Origin of the sequence: Streptomyces sp. NPDC049970, from assembly GCF_040660235.1 — a bacterium.
Taxonomy (GTDB): Bacteria; Actinomycetota; Actinomycetes; order Streptomycetales; family Streptomycetaceae; genus Streptomyces.
The window spans coordinates 19043-36071 of the sequence record NZ_JBFALP010000006.1 but is presented as its reverse complement, the minus strand read 5'-3'; the positions used below and the strand labels follow the sequence as shown (position 1 = coordinate 36071).

Sequence of the window (17029 nt, the reverse complement as noted above, 5' to 3'; positions counted from 1 at the left end):
CCGTCCGCCCAGCGTCACCAGCGAGGAGAGATCCGGGCTGCCGGTGCCCCCTGCTGTCCGACCCGGGCCGCTCGATCGCCTCCGATCCTGCAGCGGTGCCTACCAAGGCGTTCGCGAGACTCGATGCCTGGGCTCTTTCGTTTGGATCACAGTGGGGTCGCGTGGTGACGGTGGGTCCTGGGTGGCACCCTGGACCGATGCGACCTGGAACCGACGTCACCGAGCACGGGCTGCGGCAGCTGCTCCATGAGTGGGATCCGATCGGCGTCGCAGACGATGTGCACGATGAGTACGACTGCATGCTCGCCCCGCTGCTCCAGCAGCTCCGGGATGGCGCCGACCAGGCGGAGATCGGCGATTACCTGCGGCACGAGCTGGAGGATCACATCGGTCTCGATCCTCTGGGCCTGCGGCCGGAAGCGATGGCTTGCCGGGTGATCTCTTGGTGGGCAGCTGCCGACCAGGCCGGTGGCTCCAGCGAGGGGTAGCCGTTCCCTCCGGTTCGCCGGTTCGCCGGTTCGCCGGTTCGCCGGTTCGCCTGTTCGTTTGTGCAGGCGTGCCGTTGACTGACGCGCAGTGGGCGCGGATCGAGCCGTTACTTCCGAACTTCCGAACCGGACACCGCGGCGGGGTGGCCGGTGGCGGGACCACCGAGAGGTGATCGCCGCCATCGCCTGGAGGTCCCAGACAGGCGCAGAGTGGGTGCAGATGCCGGAGCGCTACGGCAACTGGCGCGGCGTCTACACCGGCCACGGATGTGGTGGTCCGTCGACGGCACCTGGGAGCGGGTTTTCACGACGCTCCTGGCACAGGCTGGCGCTGATGAGGAGCTGAACTGGGTCGTCTCGGTGGACGCCACGATCGTGCGGGCTCACCAACACGCCGCTGGAGCCCGCAAAAGGGGGATCCGGCCGACGAGCCGGACGACCACGCCCTCGGCAGATCCCGCGGCGGGCTGACTCTGCGAAGATTCATCTCGCGGCCGACGGCAACTGCCGGCTCCTGGCATTCCACCTCGCCGTCGGACAGGCTGGCGCCCCTGCCTTCGCTTACGTGATGGCCCGCTTGCGTGTTCCCAGAGGGCGTGGACGGCCCCGGACCCGGCCAGAGACCGTCCGGCCGACAAGGCGTATTCGTCACGGGCCATCCGCGAGCACCGCCAACGGCGGGGCATCCAGACGGTTGTCCCCGTTCCGGCCGATCAACGCGGCCACCGCCTGCGGCGCGGCAGCCGGGGTGGCAGGCCACCCGCCTTCGACCGCGAGGCGTGCGAGCAGCGCCACACCGTCGAACGCTGCATCAACCGCTTGAAACAGTGGCGAGGGATTGCCACCCGCTACGAGAAGACAGCGGTCATCTACCTGGCCGGACTGCACATCGCGGGCATCTTCCTCTGGTCTGCCAGATGATCCAAGCGAAACGGCCAAGGCGTGCGATGCGCGCGCCGAGCTCACGCTCGCGCAGCCAGCTCAGGTGTTCGGCAGAGAAGTGCGCCTCTTCCGAACGGAGATCGACAGGCCGGCGCCACCTGGTCCCCGGCCGGTTCGCACGGTGGGGACGCCGAGGCTGAGCGGCATGAGGGCGAGACCGTTGTGCATGTTCGCACCTGACACAGCGACAGCGAGCGGGACCGCTGGGCATCGGACAGCACATGCAGCTCGCTCTCCTTCTTGCCGTGATCGACCGGGTACGGCCACGTCAGGGACCCCCCTTTGGCGCGAACGGAGGCCACGTCGACGATTGCCGACGTCCAGTTCCACTCACCCCGGATCTGAGTTTGTCCAGCACGGCCCGACGCAACCGACGCCACAGGCCGACCTCGGCCCATACTGTGAAGCGGCGATGCGCGGTGACCGAGGACGTGCCGAACGCTGGCGGCAGATGTAGCCAGGCACAGCCGCTGGTCAGCACGTACACCACTTTCGGTGCACACCGCCCCCTCGTCACGCGGAGCGGTGCCGCCACCGTGCGGTCGAGCCGCGACGGCAGCAGTAACGGGGCGATCGGCTAGCAGAGTTCATCAGGAACCAGATGCTTCGACAGATCAGCACTCACGGCCGACATCGTGCCGCACGAACATCAAGGCGCGTGGAGCAGCCTTCTATGTCTAGGCTGATGCGGCCGATCTAGCGGCCCGCTCGATCTTCGCGCAGTAGGCGGCGCGGGCAACTTCGTCGATCTGCATTTCGTGTTCGGGGCGCATTCCGGTTCGGCCGTCGACGCCTTCGCGCAGGATGTCGGCGTGCCCGGCATGCCGGTTGGTCTCGCCGAGCACGTGGACCATGATGGCGAACAGGTTCGTGTTGGTATAAGGCTCCGGCCACCACGGCACGTGTCCGGGGGCGTCGAGGGCAAGCTCGACGATCGTCGCGTCTGAGTGTTCCCACGTGCGCCGGTAGGACTCGATGATCTGATCGCGCGTCTCGTCCTCGGTTGCCCACAGATTGCTGCCGTCGTGGTCCTGCCATCGGGGCAGCGGTTCCGGGGACGGGCGGTCGAAGGTCTCGGCGAAGTACCTGGCCTCGACGTCGGCCACATGTTTGACCAGGCCGAGGAGGTTGGTCCCGGTCGCTGTCAAAGGTCGGCGGGCGTCATATTCGCACAAGCCGTCGAGCTTCCAGAGCAGCGCCTTGCGGTCCCGCCGCAGTCTCCCGTGCAGACTGTTCTTCGCGAATTCATCGATCATGCCGCATGAGCCTGCCATCGGCTGCTCGTGGCCTCAAGGTCCCATACGTGGACCGCAACGACCGGCGGAGCGAGGCATGGCCATGACCACCGCCCCGGCTACTCGGAGGCTCGCGGAACTTGCCACGTCAGACAACCCTTCGAAGAGAGCTTTATGTCCCGCCAGGTACGTTTGAGAAGTCAAGGCTTTCGCGGGCCGAAGCGATTCAGGGCTTGCGGCCGAGCCTCCACTCGCAGGTCATGGGGGCCGTCTTCACGACTTCAGCCGGCCAGACTCCGCGGATGTGCTCAAGTCGCTGTTGATGCTCTGGGATCCAGGTCTCCCGCGGCCGCAGCGAGAGCGCTGCCGTGAGGCGGTCGTGGTCGTCGACGGTCACGGACAAGGAGCGGTCCTCATGCATGTGGAAGATCAGGATCAGCCCGCAGCCGCCACCGATACTCGCGTCCGTACCCGGCGAGAGCTGGGCCAGGTCGCGCTGCCGGGCATCGAGGTCCTGCTGGAACAGGAAGAGCTCGAGACTGGCGTCAAGGAAGTCGGCGGCGGCGCGAACGGCGTCTCACCTGTTTGGTACTTGGCGACCACGCGCCGGTTCAGCCCCGTCTCTTTCACGATCTCCCGCAGGCTCATCACGCCGGACTCATACGGCCCGCGAAACCGCCTCAGCTCCGACCAGCGATGCCCATCCAAGGCCACTCTCGACGCCCTCCACCAGCGGCCATGAGCGGGGCCATGGGCCGGATCACCTCGACGAGCGCTGTGGTCCAGCACTGGTGATCATTCGATGTGTCCGGTGTCGGGGTCCACCTGTGAGAGGAACTCCCTTATGGCCTCTTTGAGTTGCTCCGAGCTCGACTGCACCGGCGGGTGGGCGCTGAACCCGAACCCGTACTCAGGGTCAGGCCCGGTCAGCCAGGTGAAGTGGTAGGTGCCTGGCTTGCCGTGCGGCTGGCTGACCTCGAATCCCTCACCGTCGACAGACATCTGCCACGGCTCGTTTGCCGACATCACCACCTGCTTTCCTTGGCCACGGACGCGAGAGCCCACGTGGCCCCAACCGGACGCTTGCCATGATCACGCGCACGTCTGGATCACACCACTGTGAAGTCGGCCGTCTTGGTGTCCAGCGTCGTGTCGCCGTCCTCGGTTGTGGTCAGGACGGCCACGTGCCACAGACCCCGTGGGGACTCGTCGGCCTCGGCGCGGCTGATGGTGACCTCATAGGTGCACCGCTCGGTGTCCCCACCCGACGGCTTGCAGACGGCTGACTCCGCAGCGGCCATGTCGTTGGAAGTCAGCCCCTTCTTCGCGAAGGACGAGTTCGCGGGCCAGGCCAGCACCTTCACGCTCTTGACATCGGAGGACGTCGTGACGTCTGTGGTGAAGGTCAGCGAGCCGTCGCGGTCACCGTCGGGAGCGGTGTAGCGGGCCGTGCTGGTTGCCAGTGCCGGGGGCTGTTCCCCGGCGTAGGCGAGGGCGAAGGCACCGGCACCTCCGAGGACGACGGCACCGGCAGCCACGGACAAAGCGATACGACGCGACATTGGGAATTCCCCTGACAGGCTCAGCTGGATCACACCGGCGCTCTCGACGGCGCCGTGCACCCATACTGGCCGCGCAGCGCGCGCCGGGTATGAGCGCACGTACTCAACTCCAGCCTGAGTAAGGGGGGTTTCCGTCGGGACAGATGCAAGAGAGAGGCAGGGCCTTCGTGCTACACCCCATACGGTGGACCGCTCAGCCGCCGGATCCGCCGCGAGATGGGCAAGAGGCCCGGAGCGGTGGCGACCGTGATCGACTCGCAGAGTGTGAAGGCCGGCGAGACCGTCGGCAAGGATTTCGCGGCTACGACCCGGGAAAAGAATCAACGGCCGACAGCGGCACCTGGTGGCCGTGGTCCGCCCCTGCCGGTCATGGCCACCCCGGCCTCGCTCAGCGACCGTGACGGAGCCAAAGAAGTCCTCTTCCGCCTGCGACTGACGCACCCCGAGATCACTATCGTCTGTCCCACTCCGCATACGCGAAAGCTCGTGACCTGGGCAGAAAGGGCACCTCAACCTCACCCTCAAGACCGTCAGCCGCCCCAAGGGCACCAGAGGGTTCATCGTGCTGCCCCGGCGCTGGGTCGTCGAACGGTCTCTGGCGTCGAACTGTCTCTGGCCTGGACGATGAACGCCCGCCGGCACGCGCGGGACTACGAACGCCTCGTCCAGCACTCCGAAACGCCGATCACCTGGGCCGCCATCACGCTCATGACCCGCCGCATCAGGCGACTGCCGGCTTCCGCACCATCTCTCCGGCCTTGCGGTGCTGACCGCCGGATCCTGAGGTCAGCGCGGGCGGATTCCCTCGACCAGGGCCCTGACCACGCCTGCGAGCGACCAGGTCGGATGTGGGTTTAGTTCCGGTCGGGCCGTGCCCGGCCACAAACGCTAGACGGTGCAGCAGTGCGAGGACGGCGGCCATATCCACGGTGTCGGCGTCGGCCGCCGTAATGTCCCCGCTCCCGGCGGCCTGGCGCAGGGGTTCCACCGCCGGAACGAATGTCCGGTCGTTCGCCGCGATCAGGTCGCCGGCGTCGCGCCACGTCTTGGACGAGAGCATCAGGGCCATCAGTTCGTCGTTGTGTCGGGCGAAGTCGACATAAGCGCAGGCGAACGCTGTGAGACGTCCGGTGGAAGCGTCCGTATGCGGTCGACCAAGCCCGAAATCGCCCGGCGTCCCAGGCCACTGCGTGCCTGCCCTGAAAGCCTGAGTACGCCCTCGATCAAGCTCCCGCGGCCGCCCGGGGGTGCCGGATGTACGCACCTTTCGGCAGGGGCGGCTCGGTCAACTCCCATTGATCGTCGGGACAGTTGCCTGCGCGTCGCGATTGCCCCCGTATCCGATTTCCTGCCGGATCGGCCTTCCGGGCGGATCCGGATCTGCAAGATCGATCACGCCAGCACACATGTCCCGGAAGGGGCACCCGGCCTTTGCCCGGGTGTCGCACAGCCGCCGCTCGGGCCCAGGCTCCGGGTGGTGAGTGCTCAGGCTTCCCTCTTCTGGCTGGTGTCCTACCTGGAGTGGGAGGGGGAGGCTTGGGTGAGGTCAGCTCCGTGGTCGGCGTCGCGGTGGGTGCGGTGTATGCCGTGCCAGTCGAGGCACATCACGGTTGCGTCGTCGGGCAGGATTCCGTTGTGGGCTTTGACGATATGTCCGACCAGGGTCTGGGCTGCCTCGCGAGGGTGAAGGTGCTGGGTGTCCTGGACGAGTGCGGGTAGGTCGAGGTGGGCGGGGGAGTTTTCGAGGATGCCGTCGGTGAGCATGACGAGCCGGTCACCGGCTCGCAGGTCGAGGCGCTGGGCGGTGTAGGTGTGCGGGACCGCGAATCCGAAGGGCATGTCGACGGCGAGGGTGAGTTGATCGACGTTGCCGTCGCGCAGGCGCAGTGGCCAGGGGTGGCCGGCGTTGACGAGGTCGGTGGTGCCGTCTTTGAGGTTGATACGTAGAAGTTGTCCGGTGACGTAGCCGTTGCCGTGGTGCTGGTCGGTCATCGCTCGGTCGGCCCGGCGGGCTTGCTCGGCGAGGTCGGCGCCTTGGCGGCGTGCGCCGCGCAGGGCGCTGACGACGAGGGTGGCGAACAGGGCGGCTTGGATGTCATGGCCCATGGCGTCTGTGACCGACAGCTGCAGATGATCGCGGTCTATGACGTAGTCGAAGGTGTCCCCGCCGGCGAACTCGGCCGGCTCCAGGGCGCCGGCGAGGGCGAACTGGGCGGCTTCGCAGGCCAGGGACGTGGGAAGGAGCCGGTGCTGGATCTCGGCGGCGAGCCCCAGTGGTGCGGTGCGCCGACCCCACTGGTAGAGGTCGGTGAAGGGACGGTTCGCGATGACGATGTAGGCCAGGGTGTGTGCGCTGTGGCTGATGTCCCGCATGGTCTGCGGACCGGGGTAGTGCGGTATGAACAGTTCGAGGAGCCCGATGGCGTCCCCGCGGTTGGTCACCGGGGCAATGACCCGGGTCCAGATCCCTTCGGCTCCGCCGTCCAGGTGAGGCTGCTGGGTGCGGATCACCTCGTCGTATATGGTGCCGCTCACCTCGATGGGGTCCGCGGGACGGTCGGTATCGATGTCGGCGGCCGCCTCCAGGCGGACCAAGGCGATGCCGGTGTGGTCGGTGATCAGGAACGATACCGACCGGGCCCCGAACCGCTCACGCAGCGCGGAAGCGATCACCTCGACGGACTCCGCCGGTGGCGCGGCCTCCGCCGCGGCAAGCACTTCGTCCAGCCCACCGCTTGAACCCACCGGCACCCCACCTCTCATCTCCCCGCTCGCCCTGCATCGCGCAGGCGCGTCCGGCACCGCCGGGAACCTCAGGAGCCGGGCGGGCATGAGGCAACGTACCCCACACTCGTGTTCGGGGGCCGGGCCCTGCCCGCCCGGCCGGATCAGGGCGGATGCCTTTTCCGGACTGAGGAATTGATCTCGGGACGGTTGTCTTGAGCACGCAGAGTCGCCTTCATGGCGTCGCAGCCAGTTGACCCTGACGCAGGGGCAACCTCTCAGTATTGTTGGCATGACTTCGAGAACCAATGCAATCGAGTGCGCCGGACCGCGCAACACATACGGCGACCACGACATTGTCGCCAGAGCCGACCAGGGACGCTCGCCGACAAGCCGACCGACGGCCAGGAGCGGACCGAGCGAGGCAATTGACGATGCAACACTTCACGGTCCACCACGACGGCGTCACGATCCCGGTATCCCGCGGCGGCCGGGGACGACCGCTGGTCCTATGTCCTGGACTGAGCTCGACGCAGGCCGACCTGCACGAGCTGACCGAGCTGCTTCGACGCGACCACGACGTGGTGACCTTCGACCTCAGGGGCCATGGCCTCGCTTCGGCCGCCGACCGGTATTCCTTTGACGCGTTTCTGAGTGATCTCGCCGCCGTGCTTGCGGAACTCGACCTGCCCTCGGCACCCGTGCTTGTGGGCTACTCGCTCGGCGCGGATCTGGCCGTGCACTACGCCGCCGAGCATCCTGACACCGTCGGCGAACTTGTCCTCATCGACGGGGCGAACCCGTTGCCCGAACCATTCATCACGGAGGTCGACCTGGCGGAATTCCTCGCAATGTCGGACGGCCTGGCGACGCGGCAAGAGGCCCAGCGGGCCAAAGACACCGCGCGTCAAGTGTTGCTCACCGCGCGGAACATCCTCGACCTGAACCTCGAAATTGATGTGGTTCGGTCCGCAATCCTCGACCGGTACCGGAAGATCGATCACCCCATCCGCATGATCATGTCGACGTCCATCGCCGGCGACAGCGGTGAAGGACGTGCGCCACGGCACAACCAGATCTGGCGTGCCGGCATCGAGCGGCTCGTCCGCGAGCGGCCATACGTCTCCACCTTCTGGCTCGACACTGACCACCGGTCGGTTTCACTCATGCCTCGGAAATCGCGGAGATCATCCGGCGGTCCTCAGAGCCGACAGACCGACATCTAGGAGACTGATCCGATGCTGACCATCGGCGAGCTGGCGTCGCATGCCGGAGTGACGGTACGCACGGTGCGGCACTACCACGCCAAGGGGCTGCTGCCGGAGCCGGAGCGAGACCACTCCGGCTACCGGAGGTACGACGCCGGTGCCGTGGTCGAGCTGATCAAGATCCGGACCCTCGCCGAGGCAGGGGTCCCGCTGAGGCTCGTGCGGGAACTGCTACAGGCCGACGAGGCGGAGTTCGCCGCGGCGATCACGGACATCGACAAGCGGCTACGGGCTGAGATCCGAGAGCGGCAGCGACACCGGGAGCGGATCGCGCGCCTCGCCTCCGGGGACCATCTGGCGCTGCCCCCGGAGGTGGTCGAGTATCTCGACCGACTGCGGGCGCTCGGGGCCGACGAGCGGATCGTCCAGGTCGAGCGCGACGGCTGGATTCCGCTGGCCGCACTGTCGCCCGAGCGAATCCCGGAGTGGATGGCACGCAAGAGAAAGCAGATCACCGACCCACAGTTTGTCGGCTTCTACCTGACCCTGAGCCAGGCTCTCGACCGCGCCCACGACCCACTGATGGTCGAGCTCGCCGACGAACTGGCCGCCTACATAACACAGATGGCCGACGAGCAGGGTGAGGACTACGTCGACGACACCGACGTCGATCCATCATTCGCCAAGCTGATGGACACTCTGGCGTTCGACACCTTGCCGCTGGCCCGGCAGCTGATCGAGCTGCTGACGAAGCGAGGCTGGACCAAACTTGAGCGGGTGGGGCCCGTGCGGGGTGCGGCCGGAACTGGGCAGGAAGATGCCGCAGCACAGCATTCCCGGCGCGGACGTCGCCGCAGTAACCGCCAGGCAGGTCCACGACCTGGTCAACCGCCTGACCAACGCCGGGCAGTGGCACGAGGGCGACCCGAAGCTCTGGATCGTCGTCGACGCCGGCTACGACGTCCCACGCCTGGCGTACCTCCTGCGCGAGCTTCCCATGGAAGTACTGGGCCGGTTGCGTTCGGACCGGGTCATGCGACGCCCGGCTCCGCCGCGGTGGCACGGTATCAACGGCTGGCCACCCAAGCGCGGCGGCGAGTTCGTCTTCAAGGACCCCGCCACCTGGGGCGCCACCACAGCCACCACGACCACGCGCTGCGGGACCGCCGTCGCGAAGGCATGGGACACACTGCACCCGCGCCTGACGCGCCGATGCGCGTGGCTGGAGCACGAGGGCGAACTGCCCATCATCGCCGGCACCGTCATCCGGCTGCAGGTCGATCACCTGCCCAGCGGCGGCGGACCCCAAGCCGCTTTGGTTGTGGTGGTCCCCTACCGGTGCCACTGCGGCCGACGTCGACCTGGCTTGGCAGGCGTTCCTGCGCAGGTTCGATCTTGAGCACACCTTCAGAATGATCAAGCAGGTGCTGGGCTGGACCACCCCGAAGCCCCGCGACCCGGAGGCCGCCGACCGCTGGACCTGGATTGTCATCGCCGCCCAGACCCAGCTCCGCCTCGCCCGACCCCTCGACACCGACATGCGGCGCTCCTGGGAGCGGCCACTGCCCTCGAACAAGCTCACCCCCGTCCGCGTCCGACGGGGGTTCAGAAACCTGTGCACGGTGACCTCCACACCGGCCCAAGTTCAGAATCCCCCGAAACCAGGACCAGGATGCCCCCCGGCTCCAGGAACCGGCAGCCGGCCCCGCGGCACGACGTCTGGCGCGTCCTGGCCACCGGCGAACCCTACGTACGCCCAGCCCGCCACAGGACCGGCACCAAACCCCGACACACTGGCGGGAAGCCAGAGGCGTCAACGGTCTCGGCCGCACCCTGCCAGTAGGACGGTCGATGCTGGTCTGACCAGTGGGGATGATTGCCGCCAGTATTCTGCACGACGTGATCAACTCATACGCGAGCCTCGACGATGCCAGGGTTGCAAGAGCTGCGGCGCGCGCCGGCGCGGACGTGCTACGCAGCATGTACGGCCAGCGGCTCACCCGCATCGACAAGGGCGCCGGGGACTTCGCCACCGCCGCCGATGTCGAGACCGAGAAGACGATCCTTGGAGTCATCCGTGCCGCTCGGCCCGATGACGCGGTGCTCGGCGAGGAGGGCGGGCGGCAGGGTGCCGTCGGGGCTGTGCGCCAGTGGTTGGTGGATCCCTTGTGCGGCACTCTGAACTACGCCGTCGGAAACATGCTGGTGGCTGTCAACGTGGCACTGCGTGGCGGGGCAGCGGCGGCGGCAGACCCGTTCAGTGGAGAGGTCTTCTTCACGGATGGTGAGATCGCCTGGGTACGGCACGACGGGGCCGACGAGTTGTTGTCGCCTACGTCCGACACTCAGCTGGTGGACGTCAACCTGGATCCGCCGTTCCCGAGCGCCCCCGGCTTCCGGGCCGTGGACCTGCTGGCCCACCCCCGGTTCGTCGAGCGTTTCCGGCCGCGCGTCGTGTCCTCGACGCTGGCGTTGGCCTGGGTCGCCGCCGGCAAGCGCGCCGCGTACGTCACCGACGGCGGCGACCTGTCCGGAAGCGTGCACTTCGCTGCCGGTATCGCCCTGTGCCAGGCCGCCGGCTGCACAGTCACCGGGATCGACGGCGCGCCTATCGGAAAGGCAGGCCGCGGACTTGTCGTGGCCGCCGACGCCGAAACCCACGGGCTGCTGATGTCGATGATCCGAAGCTAGAACCACCAGCAGCCCGCCGCGCACGGTTCTACTCAAACCCCGCCTGGTCCAAGGCGCCGTGTCGAGCGTCCGGACCACAGACGACAAGCTGAGGACCATCCACGTCACCACCCCCGAGGTTGCAGCCGCACAGCCCCGTCTCGGCAGGCGAATCGATAGGACATCACGCGAGAACTCATCCACCGCTGCGCGGCGAACCGAGCCGCCGCAAGGGAGACCTCCTGACTGCAAACCACCGGGACTCGCGACACGCCTGGCGCCGGCACTGCCCGGGGCATGTCGGGGGAGGGGGCGGTGGTCAGTGGAAGGTGAGTCCGAGATGTTCCTGGAGTAGTGCTGTCTGTGCGGGGGTGGCGAGGACCATGATGCTGTCGTAGCCGGCGCCTGGCACGCGGGCGAAGTCTGTGTGGCGCCATGAGCGGGGGTCATCGCTGTGGGCGGTTTCGGAGATGGCGTGGCAGGCGGCTTGATGGTCGTAGTAGTCGACCGCGAAGTGCTCGGCGGGGATGGACACGATCCGGTCGTCTTTCGTGAACTCGAGGCGGTCTGAGCGTCCTGCTTCGAGCCCGCCCTCACCTTCGACGATCCGGACGTCGGTCACGGTGACCCTTCGGCCGGTAACCGCTACGGCGTCAGCCAGCAGGGCCGGGTAGCCGGTGTATATGGAGCCGATGTCGTCGGCGTGCACTGAGACCGCCGCACCGAATTCTGCCAACGCACAAGCCGTTTCGTAGCCGTTCAGTTCCCGAGCCGGGTGGTTCCCGGACCGTTCGAGGACTTTGCGCACGTTCTCCTGCGACACCATCCCGGCCTGGTTCAGGACCGCTCCGACGAGGGTGAGGGTGATCGACAGTTCCTTGGACATCCGCGAGACCATGCCAGGTCGCGCAACGATGGGCAACTCACCCACATACTCACCGCCGCTGACCGAGAGCTCGAAGCGTCGGCGGTCCCGACGACGACCGAGCCTGAGACCGCGTCCTGCGTGGTGAGTCGGACGAGCCGGTCGTAGCAGCAGAGGGCCGCCGCGAGTCCGAGAAGAAGGCCGGGTAGTCGCGGGAGCGGCGTTCGTAGCGGGGCGGAGTCTGCGGCATCCGGTGAGCCAAGCCCCTTCGCAGGCCGCTGCCCCGGAAGACCTTGACGCGTCAGACACCACCTTCGTTCAGCCCGTCGGCGCCGCCGACGGGCTGAACGAGGCGATCAACACGCCTCGAACGCCAACGGCCCTGGTCCAGGCTCCGCGACCTCACCAAATACGTCGCCGAGCCCCTACTCGAGACCCGCGGATTCCGACCCCGACCGCACCCACGATCGAGACGAGCTGGAGAAGTCCTCGTAGGCCTGCTCGTCGACGGCCGCCGAGTACCCCGCGACCACCTGAGGTGCCAGGAGCGAAGCAGCGTGAAGGTCCTTGACCAGAGGCCCGGAGGCGGGTACCACCGCTCGCGTCGGGCGTCGTCAGTTCAGGCTGTGGGCCCGGCGGCGTCGTACGACGAGGAGCGTGCCCGCACCCGTGGCCACCACCGCGGCAGCCGCGCCCAGCACCGGCAGTGTCGAGGAACCGGTGTTTGCCAGGCTGCCGCTGTTCGTCGTCGTCCCGGCGTCGCCGCTCGACGACGACCCGCCGTCCGAGCCGTTGGCGGAGCCGCCCGGGGAGCCGTCCTTCGCTCCATCCGTGACGTCCAGTGTGATGTCGGCCTTGTCGTTGGACTGGTCGGGGTCGAACGGTCGCGCTTCGGTGCTCAGCGCGACCGAGCCCTTCGCGCCCGCCACCCGCTTGTCGATCTTCAGCTCGAAGGCGTACGTCTCGCGACCGCCCTCGTTGACCGACTGCTGACCGGTGCCGCAAGCGTACGTATCACCCTCGGCTTTGCAGGACCCTTGGGCCTTGACGACCGACGTTCCGGCGGGGGGCGTGACCATGATCCTGAGGAGGCGACCCCCCTCCTTGATCCGAACCCAGGCGGGCCCGGCGTTGGTGAACCTCACCTTCATGGGCACCGTGTCCCCGACGCTCCCCTTCAACGCGGCACCCGTCACCTGGTAGTCGGCCGTGTTTACGGAGGTGACGGGCACCTCGACGAGATCAGCGGATGCCTCGTCCCCGGGCTGAGCCTCGACCAGCCTCACCGCCGGTGCGGTTCCCGCCACCGGCGCCGTGCCGTTCTCGTCCGCTCCGGGATCGACATCCCCGACCTGCACGCGCAGCTGGTCGTTGAGCGCGCGGTCCCGTGCCTTGATGCGCAGAGGCTTCTCGGGGGTGTAGACGACGCCCGGCTCCACCGCCTGGTCGAACGCGCACACCGCGAACCACCGCTCGGGCATCTCGTCGTAGGACCAAACCTGCTGGGAAAGGCAGTTGGACGGAATCTCCGTGAAGTCGAGTCCCCGGGTGACGGCATAGGACACCCATACCTTGTCGGCGGTACCGGCGCCCTCGTTCGCCACGGTGACCGGCAGACCGAAGCTGCTCCCAGGCTGCACTCCGCTGATCGGCTCGATGCCTCCAACGACCAGTTCGGGTGCGGCTTCGTCGCCGAATGCCGCTGGAGCAGATGCCATCGCGATCAGGCCGGCAGCGCCGAGAGCGGCGACGGCGGCGCGGGAGGCACGACGGTTGTGTGGGGGTGTCGGCATGGAGGGAACCCTCTGTGGGACGCGGGCAGACGGACGTTGTCTTTCACAGGAAACAGACCTTCGATCGCTAGACTCCTGCCGGCCCCGAACGGTTGCACGTCCGGTACCTGCTCCGCTCCTCACGTCCCCCGTCTGGCGCGGCACCACCGCGTTCATGGGCCACATTCACGACCGCTGCACCGGCGTCGCCCGGATCCTCACCGGCTCACTCGCCACCAGGCTCTGCGTCGACCAGGCCGTCGCCTTCGTCCCCCCGCCGGCTGCTGCCCCGCGTCTGCCATTGACGGCTCCTCCGACCTCGACGGCCGCCCCGAATGCCGTTCCGCCCGACCTCGTCCTCGCCCGCCCCGCCCCGCCCCGCCCCGGGGAGGGCGAGGGCGGGGAACGCGGGCCTAGGGCGCGGGAGTCGGCTGGTTCGTGGGCCCCGGTCGGCGCGGACCGCCAAGACCATATGCGGCCGCTGACCGAGGGGCTGAACGTACATAAAGATCTAGACCTCTCGAACCGGGCGGTGACTCCGAGCACGCTCGACGTCGACCACGCGGTCAACGCCCTGCCGGTGTAGCTGGTGCAGGACGCCGCCGGTACGCACCAGGGGGAGGGCCTGCTGACAGGTGCCCGTGACTGGCCACTACCCGTGGCCCAGGACGGCGTACACCGCCCGCAGCCCTGAGGACGAGCAAAGCGTGAGGGACCGGCTGTGAGCCGGCCTGAGCGACAACACCGCCTGTATGCAGGGCCCGCCCTGCGAACTCGACCGGTGATCTGGTGCATCGCGACGAGGATAGGTAATACTTCCATGTCGACCGGGCGGTGGACGCCGTCGACCTGAGAGACGGTTAGTAGCTGTACACCACCATGTCCGAGGAGCACTTCCTCCCCGCCTGCCCCGACATGCACGACTGTGGTGTCGGCGGAGGCGGGTCGGAGGGCGGACAGTGACGGACGCGCTGCTCGCGCTGTACCCCGCCGCGGACCTGGACCGTACGGCCGCGGCGCGGGGCGACCTGACGGGCGCTGCGGTGACGCTGCGCCGCGGGCTCGTGATCTCGGAGGCGGACCTGGCCACGGGGCCGACGGGCAAGGCGCGGAAGTAACTGATGAGGCAGCGCCACCGGGCGCAGACGGCGAGGGTGTGAGATGCGGACCGAGGGGGAGGCGGCGGACGCCGCCGAGTTGGGCGCTACCGGGCAGACCGATCCCACTGCGGGCGCCGGCAAAGAGGGCGCCGGGCCGGCATTACCCGTCGTGCCCGCCGTCGCCGAGCGCGTGGCGGTGGACTTCGCCGGCGAGGGCGAAGGCCTGGAGGAGATGTCCTGGGGGATGTGGGAGATCTGGCAGGCGATGGGCCGACAGCGCAGCCAGCTCCCGATCGGCGGCCGGGTCGCGGTGGAGCCCGGCACGACGCTGGACGACCTCGCCGCCGAACTGCGCTATCTGATTGAGCGTTTCCCTTCGATGCGCACCCGGCTGCGCTTCGCCCCGGGAGGTCGGGCGCTCCAGCAGCTCTTCTCCACCGGGCGCGTCACGCTGGAGGTGTACGACGCCGCTCCGGACACCGACCCGCAGGAGGTCGCCGCCGCGGTCGAGGAGCGCTACCGCAGCGAGCCCTTCGACTTCGCCGGGCAGTGGCCGGTTCGGATCGCGGTCGTACGCCGGCACGGCCGTCCGGTCCAGCAGGTCACCGTCATGCACCATCTGGTCACCGACGGCCTCGGCAGCGCGATCATGCTGGGCCAGATGCGGGCCCGGGACACCGCGCCGGTCAGCGGCATGCAGCAACTGGAGCAGGCGCGCTGGCAGCGGTCCGCGGCGGGGCAGCGGCAGAGTGAGCGGGCTCTGCGGCACTTCGAGGGCGTCCTGCGTACGATGCCCGCGCTGCAACTGCCCGGTCCCACCGACCCGCGTGAGCCACGGCACTGGCGCGCGCACTTCCAGTCGTCGGCGCTGACGGCGGCGCTACCGGCGATCACCGCGCGGACGGGCACCGGGGTATCGGGGATCCTGCTGGGCCTGTTCGCGGTCGGTCTGCACCGGGCCACGGGCATCAGCCCCGTGGTCGTGCGACCGGTGGTCAGCAATCGCTTCCGGGCGGTTTTCGCCGACGTGGTCTGCATGGTCTCGCAGGCGGGCGTGTGCGCCGTCGATGTCGCGGGGGCGAGCGCCGCGGAGGTCGTCGAGCGGGCCGGGCGGGGCAGTATGACTGCCTACAGGCACGCCTACTTCGACCCCGAGGCGCTGGACGAGCTGGTCGGGCGGGTCTCGATCGAGCGCGGCGAGGACGCGAACATCCGGACCTACTTCAACGACCGCAGCACCTATGCCCCGCCGGCCGGCTCCGAACGGGAGGCAGACCCGGGGGAACTGGCGCGGGAGCTCCGGGCGGCCCGCCGGGACACCGTCTTCCGCTGGTTCGCGAGGGAGGAGGTCCAGGCGGAGCGGTTCTTCGTCCACGTCGACGACACCCCGGAGGGCGGGCTGCGCTTCGAGATCCGCGTCGACACGCACTACGTCTCGCCCGCGCAGGCCGAGGCGTTCGCCTACGCCATGGAGGCAGCCGCGATCGAGGCGGCGCTCCCCGAGGGGGCCGCGCAGGAGACGGCCGCTGAGACCGCCGATGCGTCCGCCCAGGGGACGGCCGCAGAGGCCACCGGCGGGTGGGGGTAGCTGCCGCTGTTCTGCCGGCGGTGAACACCGGGCCGACCGGGCTCGACGATCACTACAGTCCGGCCTCATGACGACGGTTACCACGCGCACGGTCGAGTACCCGGCCGACGGTCTGACGATGATCGGGCATCTCGCGCTCCCGGCCGGTGTCGACCGCAGGCCCGCGGTGCTGCTGGGACCGGAGGGGACGGGGCTCAGCGACGTCGAGCGCCGCCGGGCCGACACGCTCGCCGAGCTGGGATACGTAGTGCTGGCCTTCGACCTTCACGGCGGGCGCTACCTCGGCGACCCCGAGGAGATGCTGGCCCGGTGCATGCCGCTGCTCGCCGACCCCGACCGGATGCGGGGCATCGGCTATGCGGCCCTCGATGTGTTGCGCACCGAACCGCGGACCGACCCCGACCGGATCGCCGCCGTCGGATACGGCACCGGGGGCGCCGTCGGGCTGGAACTCGGGCGTGATGGCGTCGACCTCCGCGCGATCGGGACAGTCAACGCGCTGACCACGGGCCGACCGGGCGAGGCGGCGCGCATTCGCTGTCCGGTGTGGGCCGCGGTCGGGTCGGAAGACCCGATCATGCCGCCCGAGCAACGCAACGCTTTCGCCGCCGAGATGCAGGCCGCGGGCGTCGACTGGCGCCTCACGGTCTACGGCGGCGCCTTGCACGCCTTCCACCACCCGACGGTCGACCACCCCGTGGTCGCCGGCGTCGGATACCACCCACGGCACGCGCAGCGCGCCTGGCACGACGTCGTCGCCCTGCTCGCCGAGTGCCTGCCCGTAACGGAGTGATCGGGTCATCGACCGCGGTTCCGGGCCGCGCGCCGGACCGGTGGACCGCCACCGGCTCCGCCCGATGACAGGGCCCATCCGG

General features: G+C 68.6%; 16 protein-coding genes and 4 pseudogenes. 11 read left to right on the top strand and 9 right to left on the bottom strand.

From position 1 onward, the window contains the following. Positions 1 to 197: 197 nt before the first annotated feature. Together AB0I83_RS13540 and AB0I83_RS13535 are read left to right on the top strand one after the other, a co-directional pair. A complete protein-coding gene (locus AB0I83_RS13540) occupies positions 198 to 488 on the top strand; it encodes a hypothetical protein (protein ID WP_363304671.1) in 291 nt (96 codons plus the stop codon). Positions 489 to 556: 68 nt separating this feature from the next. Further along, positions 557 to 1409: pseudogene (locus AB0I83_RS13535) on the top strand (IS5 family transposase). A 289-nt stretch (positions 1410 to 1698) separates the two neighbouring features. Here the strand turns inward: AB0I83_RS13535 and AB0I83_RS13530 are convergent. From AB0I83_RS13530 to AB0I83_RS13520, 3 genes are all read right to left on the bottom strand, one after another. Next, entirely contained in the window at positions 1699 to 1992 is a 294-nt protein-coding gene (locus AB0I83_RS13530) for a transposase (protein WP_363304867.1), read from the bottom strand. 115 nt (positions 1993 to 2107) lie between these two features. After that, on the bottom strand, positions 2108 to 2686 hold the full coding sequence (locus AB0I83_RS13525) for a DinB family protein (protein WP_363304670.1): 579 nt from the start codon (positions 2684 to 2686) through the stop codon (positions 2108 to 2110). A gap of 205 nt (positions 2687 to 2891) precedes the next feature. Then, complete coding sequence (locus AB0I83_RS13520) at positions 2892 to 3191, bottom strand: DUF5959 family protein (RefSeq protein ID WP_363304866.1); 300 nt, start codon at positions 3189 to 3191, stop codon at positions 2892 to 2894. Between AB0I83_RS13520 and AB0I83_RS13515 the strand changes: the two genes are divergently transcribed. Beyond that, a complete protein-coding gene (locus AB0I83_RS13515) occupies positions 3081 to 3407 on the top strand; it encodes a hypothetical protein (RefSeq protein ID WP_363304669.1) in 327 nt (108 codons plus the stop codon). The two genes, AB0I83_RS13520 and AB0I83_RS13515, sit on opposite strands and share 111 nt — an antisense overlap. Positions 3408 to 3460: 53 nt before the next feature. Here AB0I83_RS13515 and AB0I83_RS13510 read toward each other — a convergent pair whose 3' ends face one another. Both AB0I83_RS13510 and AB0I83_RS13505 read right to left on the bottom strand, forming a co-directional pair. Then, positions 3461 to 3691 (bottom strand): hypothetical protein, encoded by a 231-nt coding sequence (locus tag AB0I83_RS13510; RefSeq protein ID WP_363304668.1) that lies wholly within the window; start codon positions 3689 to 3691, stop codon positions 3461 to 3463. 83 nt (positions 3692 to 3774) lie between these two features. Continuing rightward, a complete protein-coding gene (locus AB0I83_RS13505) occupies positions 3775 to 4227 on the bottom strand; it encodes a DUF5707 domain-containing protein (RefSeq protein WP_363304667.1) in 453 nt (150 codons plus the stop codon). Positions 4228 to 4726: 499 nt separating this feature from the next. On the opposite strand from AB0I83_RS13505, the pseudogene AB0I83_RS13500 reads away from it, so the two are divergent. Next, a pseudogene (locus tag AB0I83_RS13500) lies at positions 4727 to 4819 on the top strand (IS5/IS1182 family transposase); the annotation flags it as partial. 129 nt (positions 4820 to 4948) lie between these two features. Here the strand turns inward: AB0I83_RS13500 and AB0I83_RS13495 are convergent. Continuing rightward, positions 4949 to 5296, bottom strand: coding sequence for a hypothetical protein (locus AB0I83_RS13495; protein ID WP_363304666.1), 348 nt, complete (start codon positions 5294 to 5296; stop codon positions 4949 to 4951). A gap of 443 nt (positions 5297 to 5739) precedes the next feature. Continuing rightward, the gene (locus AB0I83_RS13490) at positions 5740 to 6972 is read right to left on the bottom strand and encodes a PP2C family protein-serine/threonine phosphatase (RefSeq protein ID WP_363304665.1); all 1233 of its coding nucleotides are present in this window, start codon (positions 6970 to 6972) and stop codon (positions 5740 to 5742) included. Between the two features lie 413 nt (positions 6973 to 7385). On the opposite strand from AB0I83_RS13490, the gene AB0I83_RS13485 reads away from it, so the two are divergent. From AB0I83_RS13485 to AB0I83_RS13470, 4 genes and pseudogenes are all read left to right on the top strand, one after another. After that, positions 7386 to 8177 (top strand): alpha/beta hydrolase, encoded by a 792-nt coding sequence (locus AB0I83_RS13485; RefSeq protein ID WP_363304664.1) that lies wholly within the window; start codon positions 7386 to 7388, stop codon positions 8175 to 8177. A 12-nt stretch (positions 8178 to 8189) separates the two neighbouring features. Further along, positions 8190 to 8948: pseudogene (locus AB0I83_RS13480) on the top strand (MerR family transcriptional regulator); the annotation flags it as partial. 46 nt (positions 8949 to 8994) lie between these two features. Further along, positions 8995 to 10002 (top strand): annotated as a pseudogene (locus AB0I83_RS13475) (transposase); the annotation flags it as partial. 56 nt (positions 10003 to 10058) lie between these two features. After that, positions 10059 to 10850 (top strand): inositol monophosphatase family protein, encoded by a 792-nt coding sequence (locus tag AB0I83_RS13470; protein WP_363304865.1) that lies wholly within the window; start codon positions 10059 to 10061, stop codon positions 10848 to 10850. Positions 10851 to 11148: 298 nt separating this feature from the next. Here the strand turns inward: AB0I83_RS13470 and AB0I83_RS13465 are convergent, their stop codons facing one another. Together AB0I83_RS13465 and AB0I83_RS13460 are read right to left on the bottom strand one after the other, a co-directional pair. Next, complete coding sequence (locus AB0I83_RS13465) at positions 11149 to 11715, bottom strand: hypothetical protein (RefSeq protein ID WP_363304663.1); 567 nt, start codon at positions 11713 to 11715, stop codon at positions 11149 to 11151. Positions 11716 to 12308: 593 nt separating this feature from the next. Continuing rightward, entirely contained in the window at positions 12309 to 13487 is a 1179-nt protein-coding gene (locus AB0I83_RS13460; protein WP_363304662.1) for an LPXTG cell wall anchor domain-containing protein, read from the bottom strand. 938 nt (positions 13488 to 14425) lie between these two features. Between AB0I83_RS13460 and AB0I83_RS13455 the strand changes: the two genes are divergently transcribed. From AB0I83_RS13455 to AB0I83_RS13445, 3 genes are all read left to right on the top strand, one after another. Beyond that, positions 14426 to 14584 carry a hypothetical protein gene (locus AB0I83_RS13455; RefSeq protein WP_363304661.1) on the top strand — a complete coding sequence of 53 codons (159 nt, stop codon included), beginning with the start codon at positions 14426 to 14428 and terminating at the stop codon, positions 14582 to 14584. A 43-nt stretch (positions 14585 to 14627) separates the two neighbouring features. After that, positions 14628 to 16154 carry a condensation domain-containing protein gene (locus AB0I83_RS13450; protein WP_363304660.1) on the top strand — a complete coding sequence of 509 codons (1527 nt, stop codon included), beginning with the start codon at positions 14628 to 14630 and terminating at the stop codon, positions 16152 to 16154. Positions 16155 to 16221: 67 nt separating this feature from the next. Next, entirely contained in the window at positions 16222 to 16947 is a 726-nt protein-coding gene (locus AB0I83_RS13445; RefSeq protein ID WP_363304659.1) for a dienelactone hydrolase family protein, read from the top strand. Positions 16948 to 17029 lie beyond the last annotated feature (82 nt).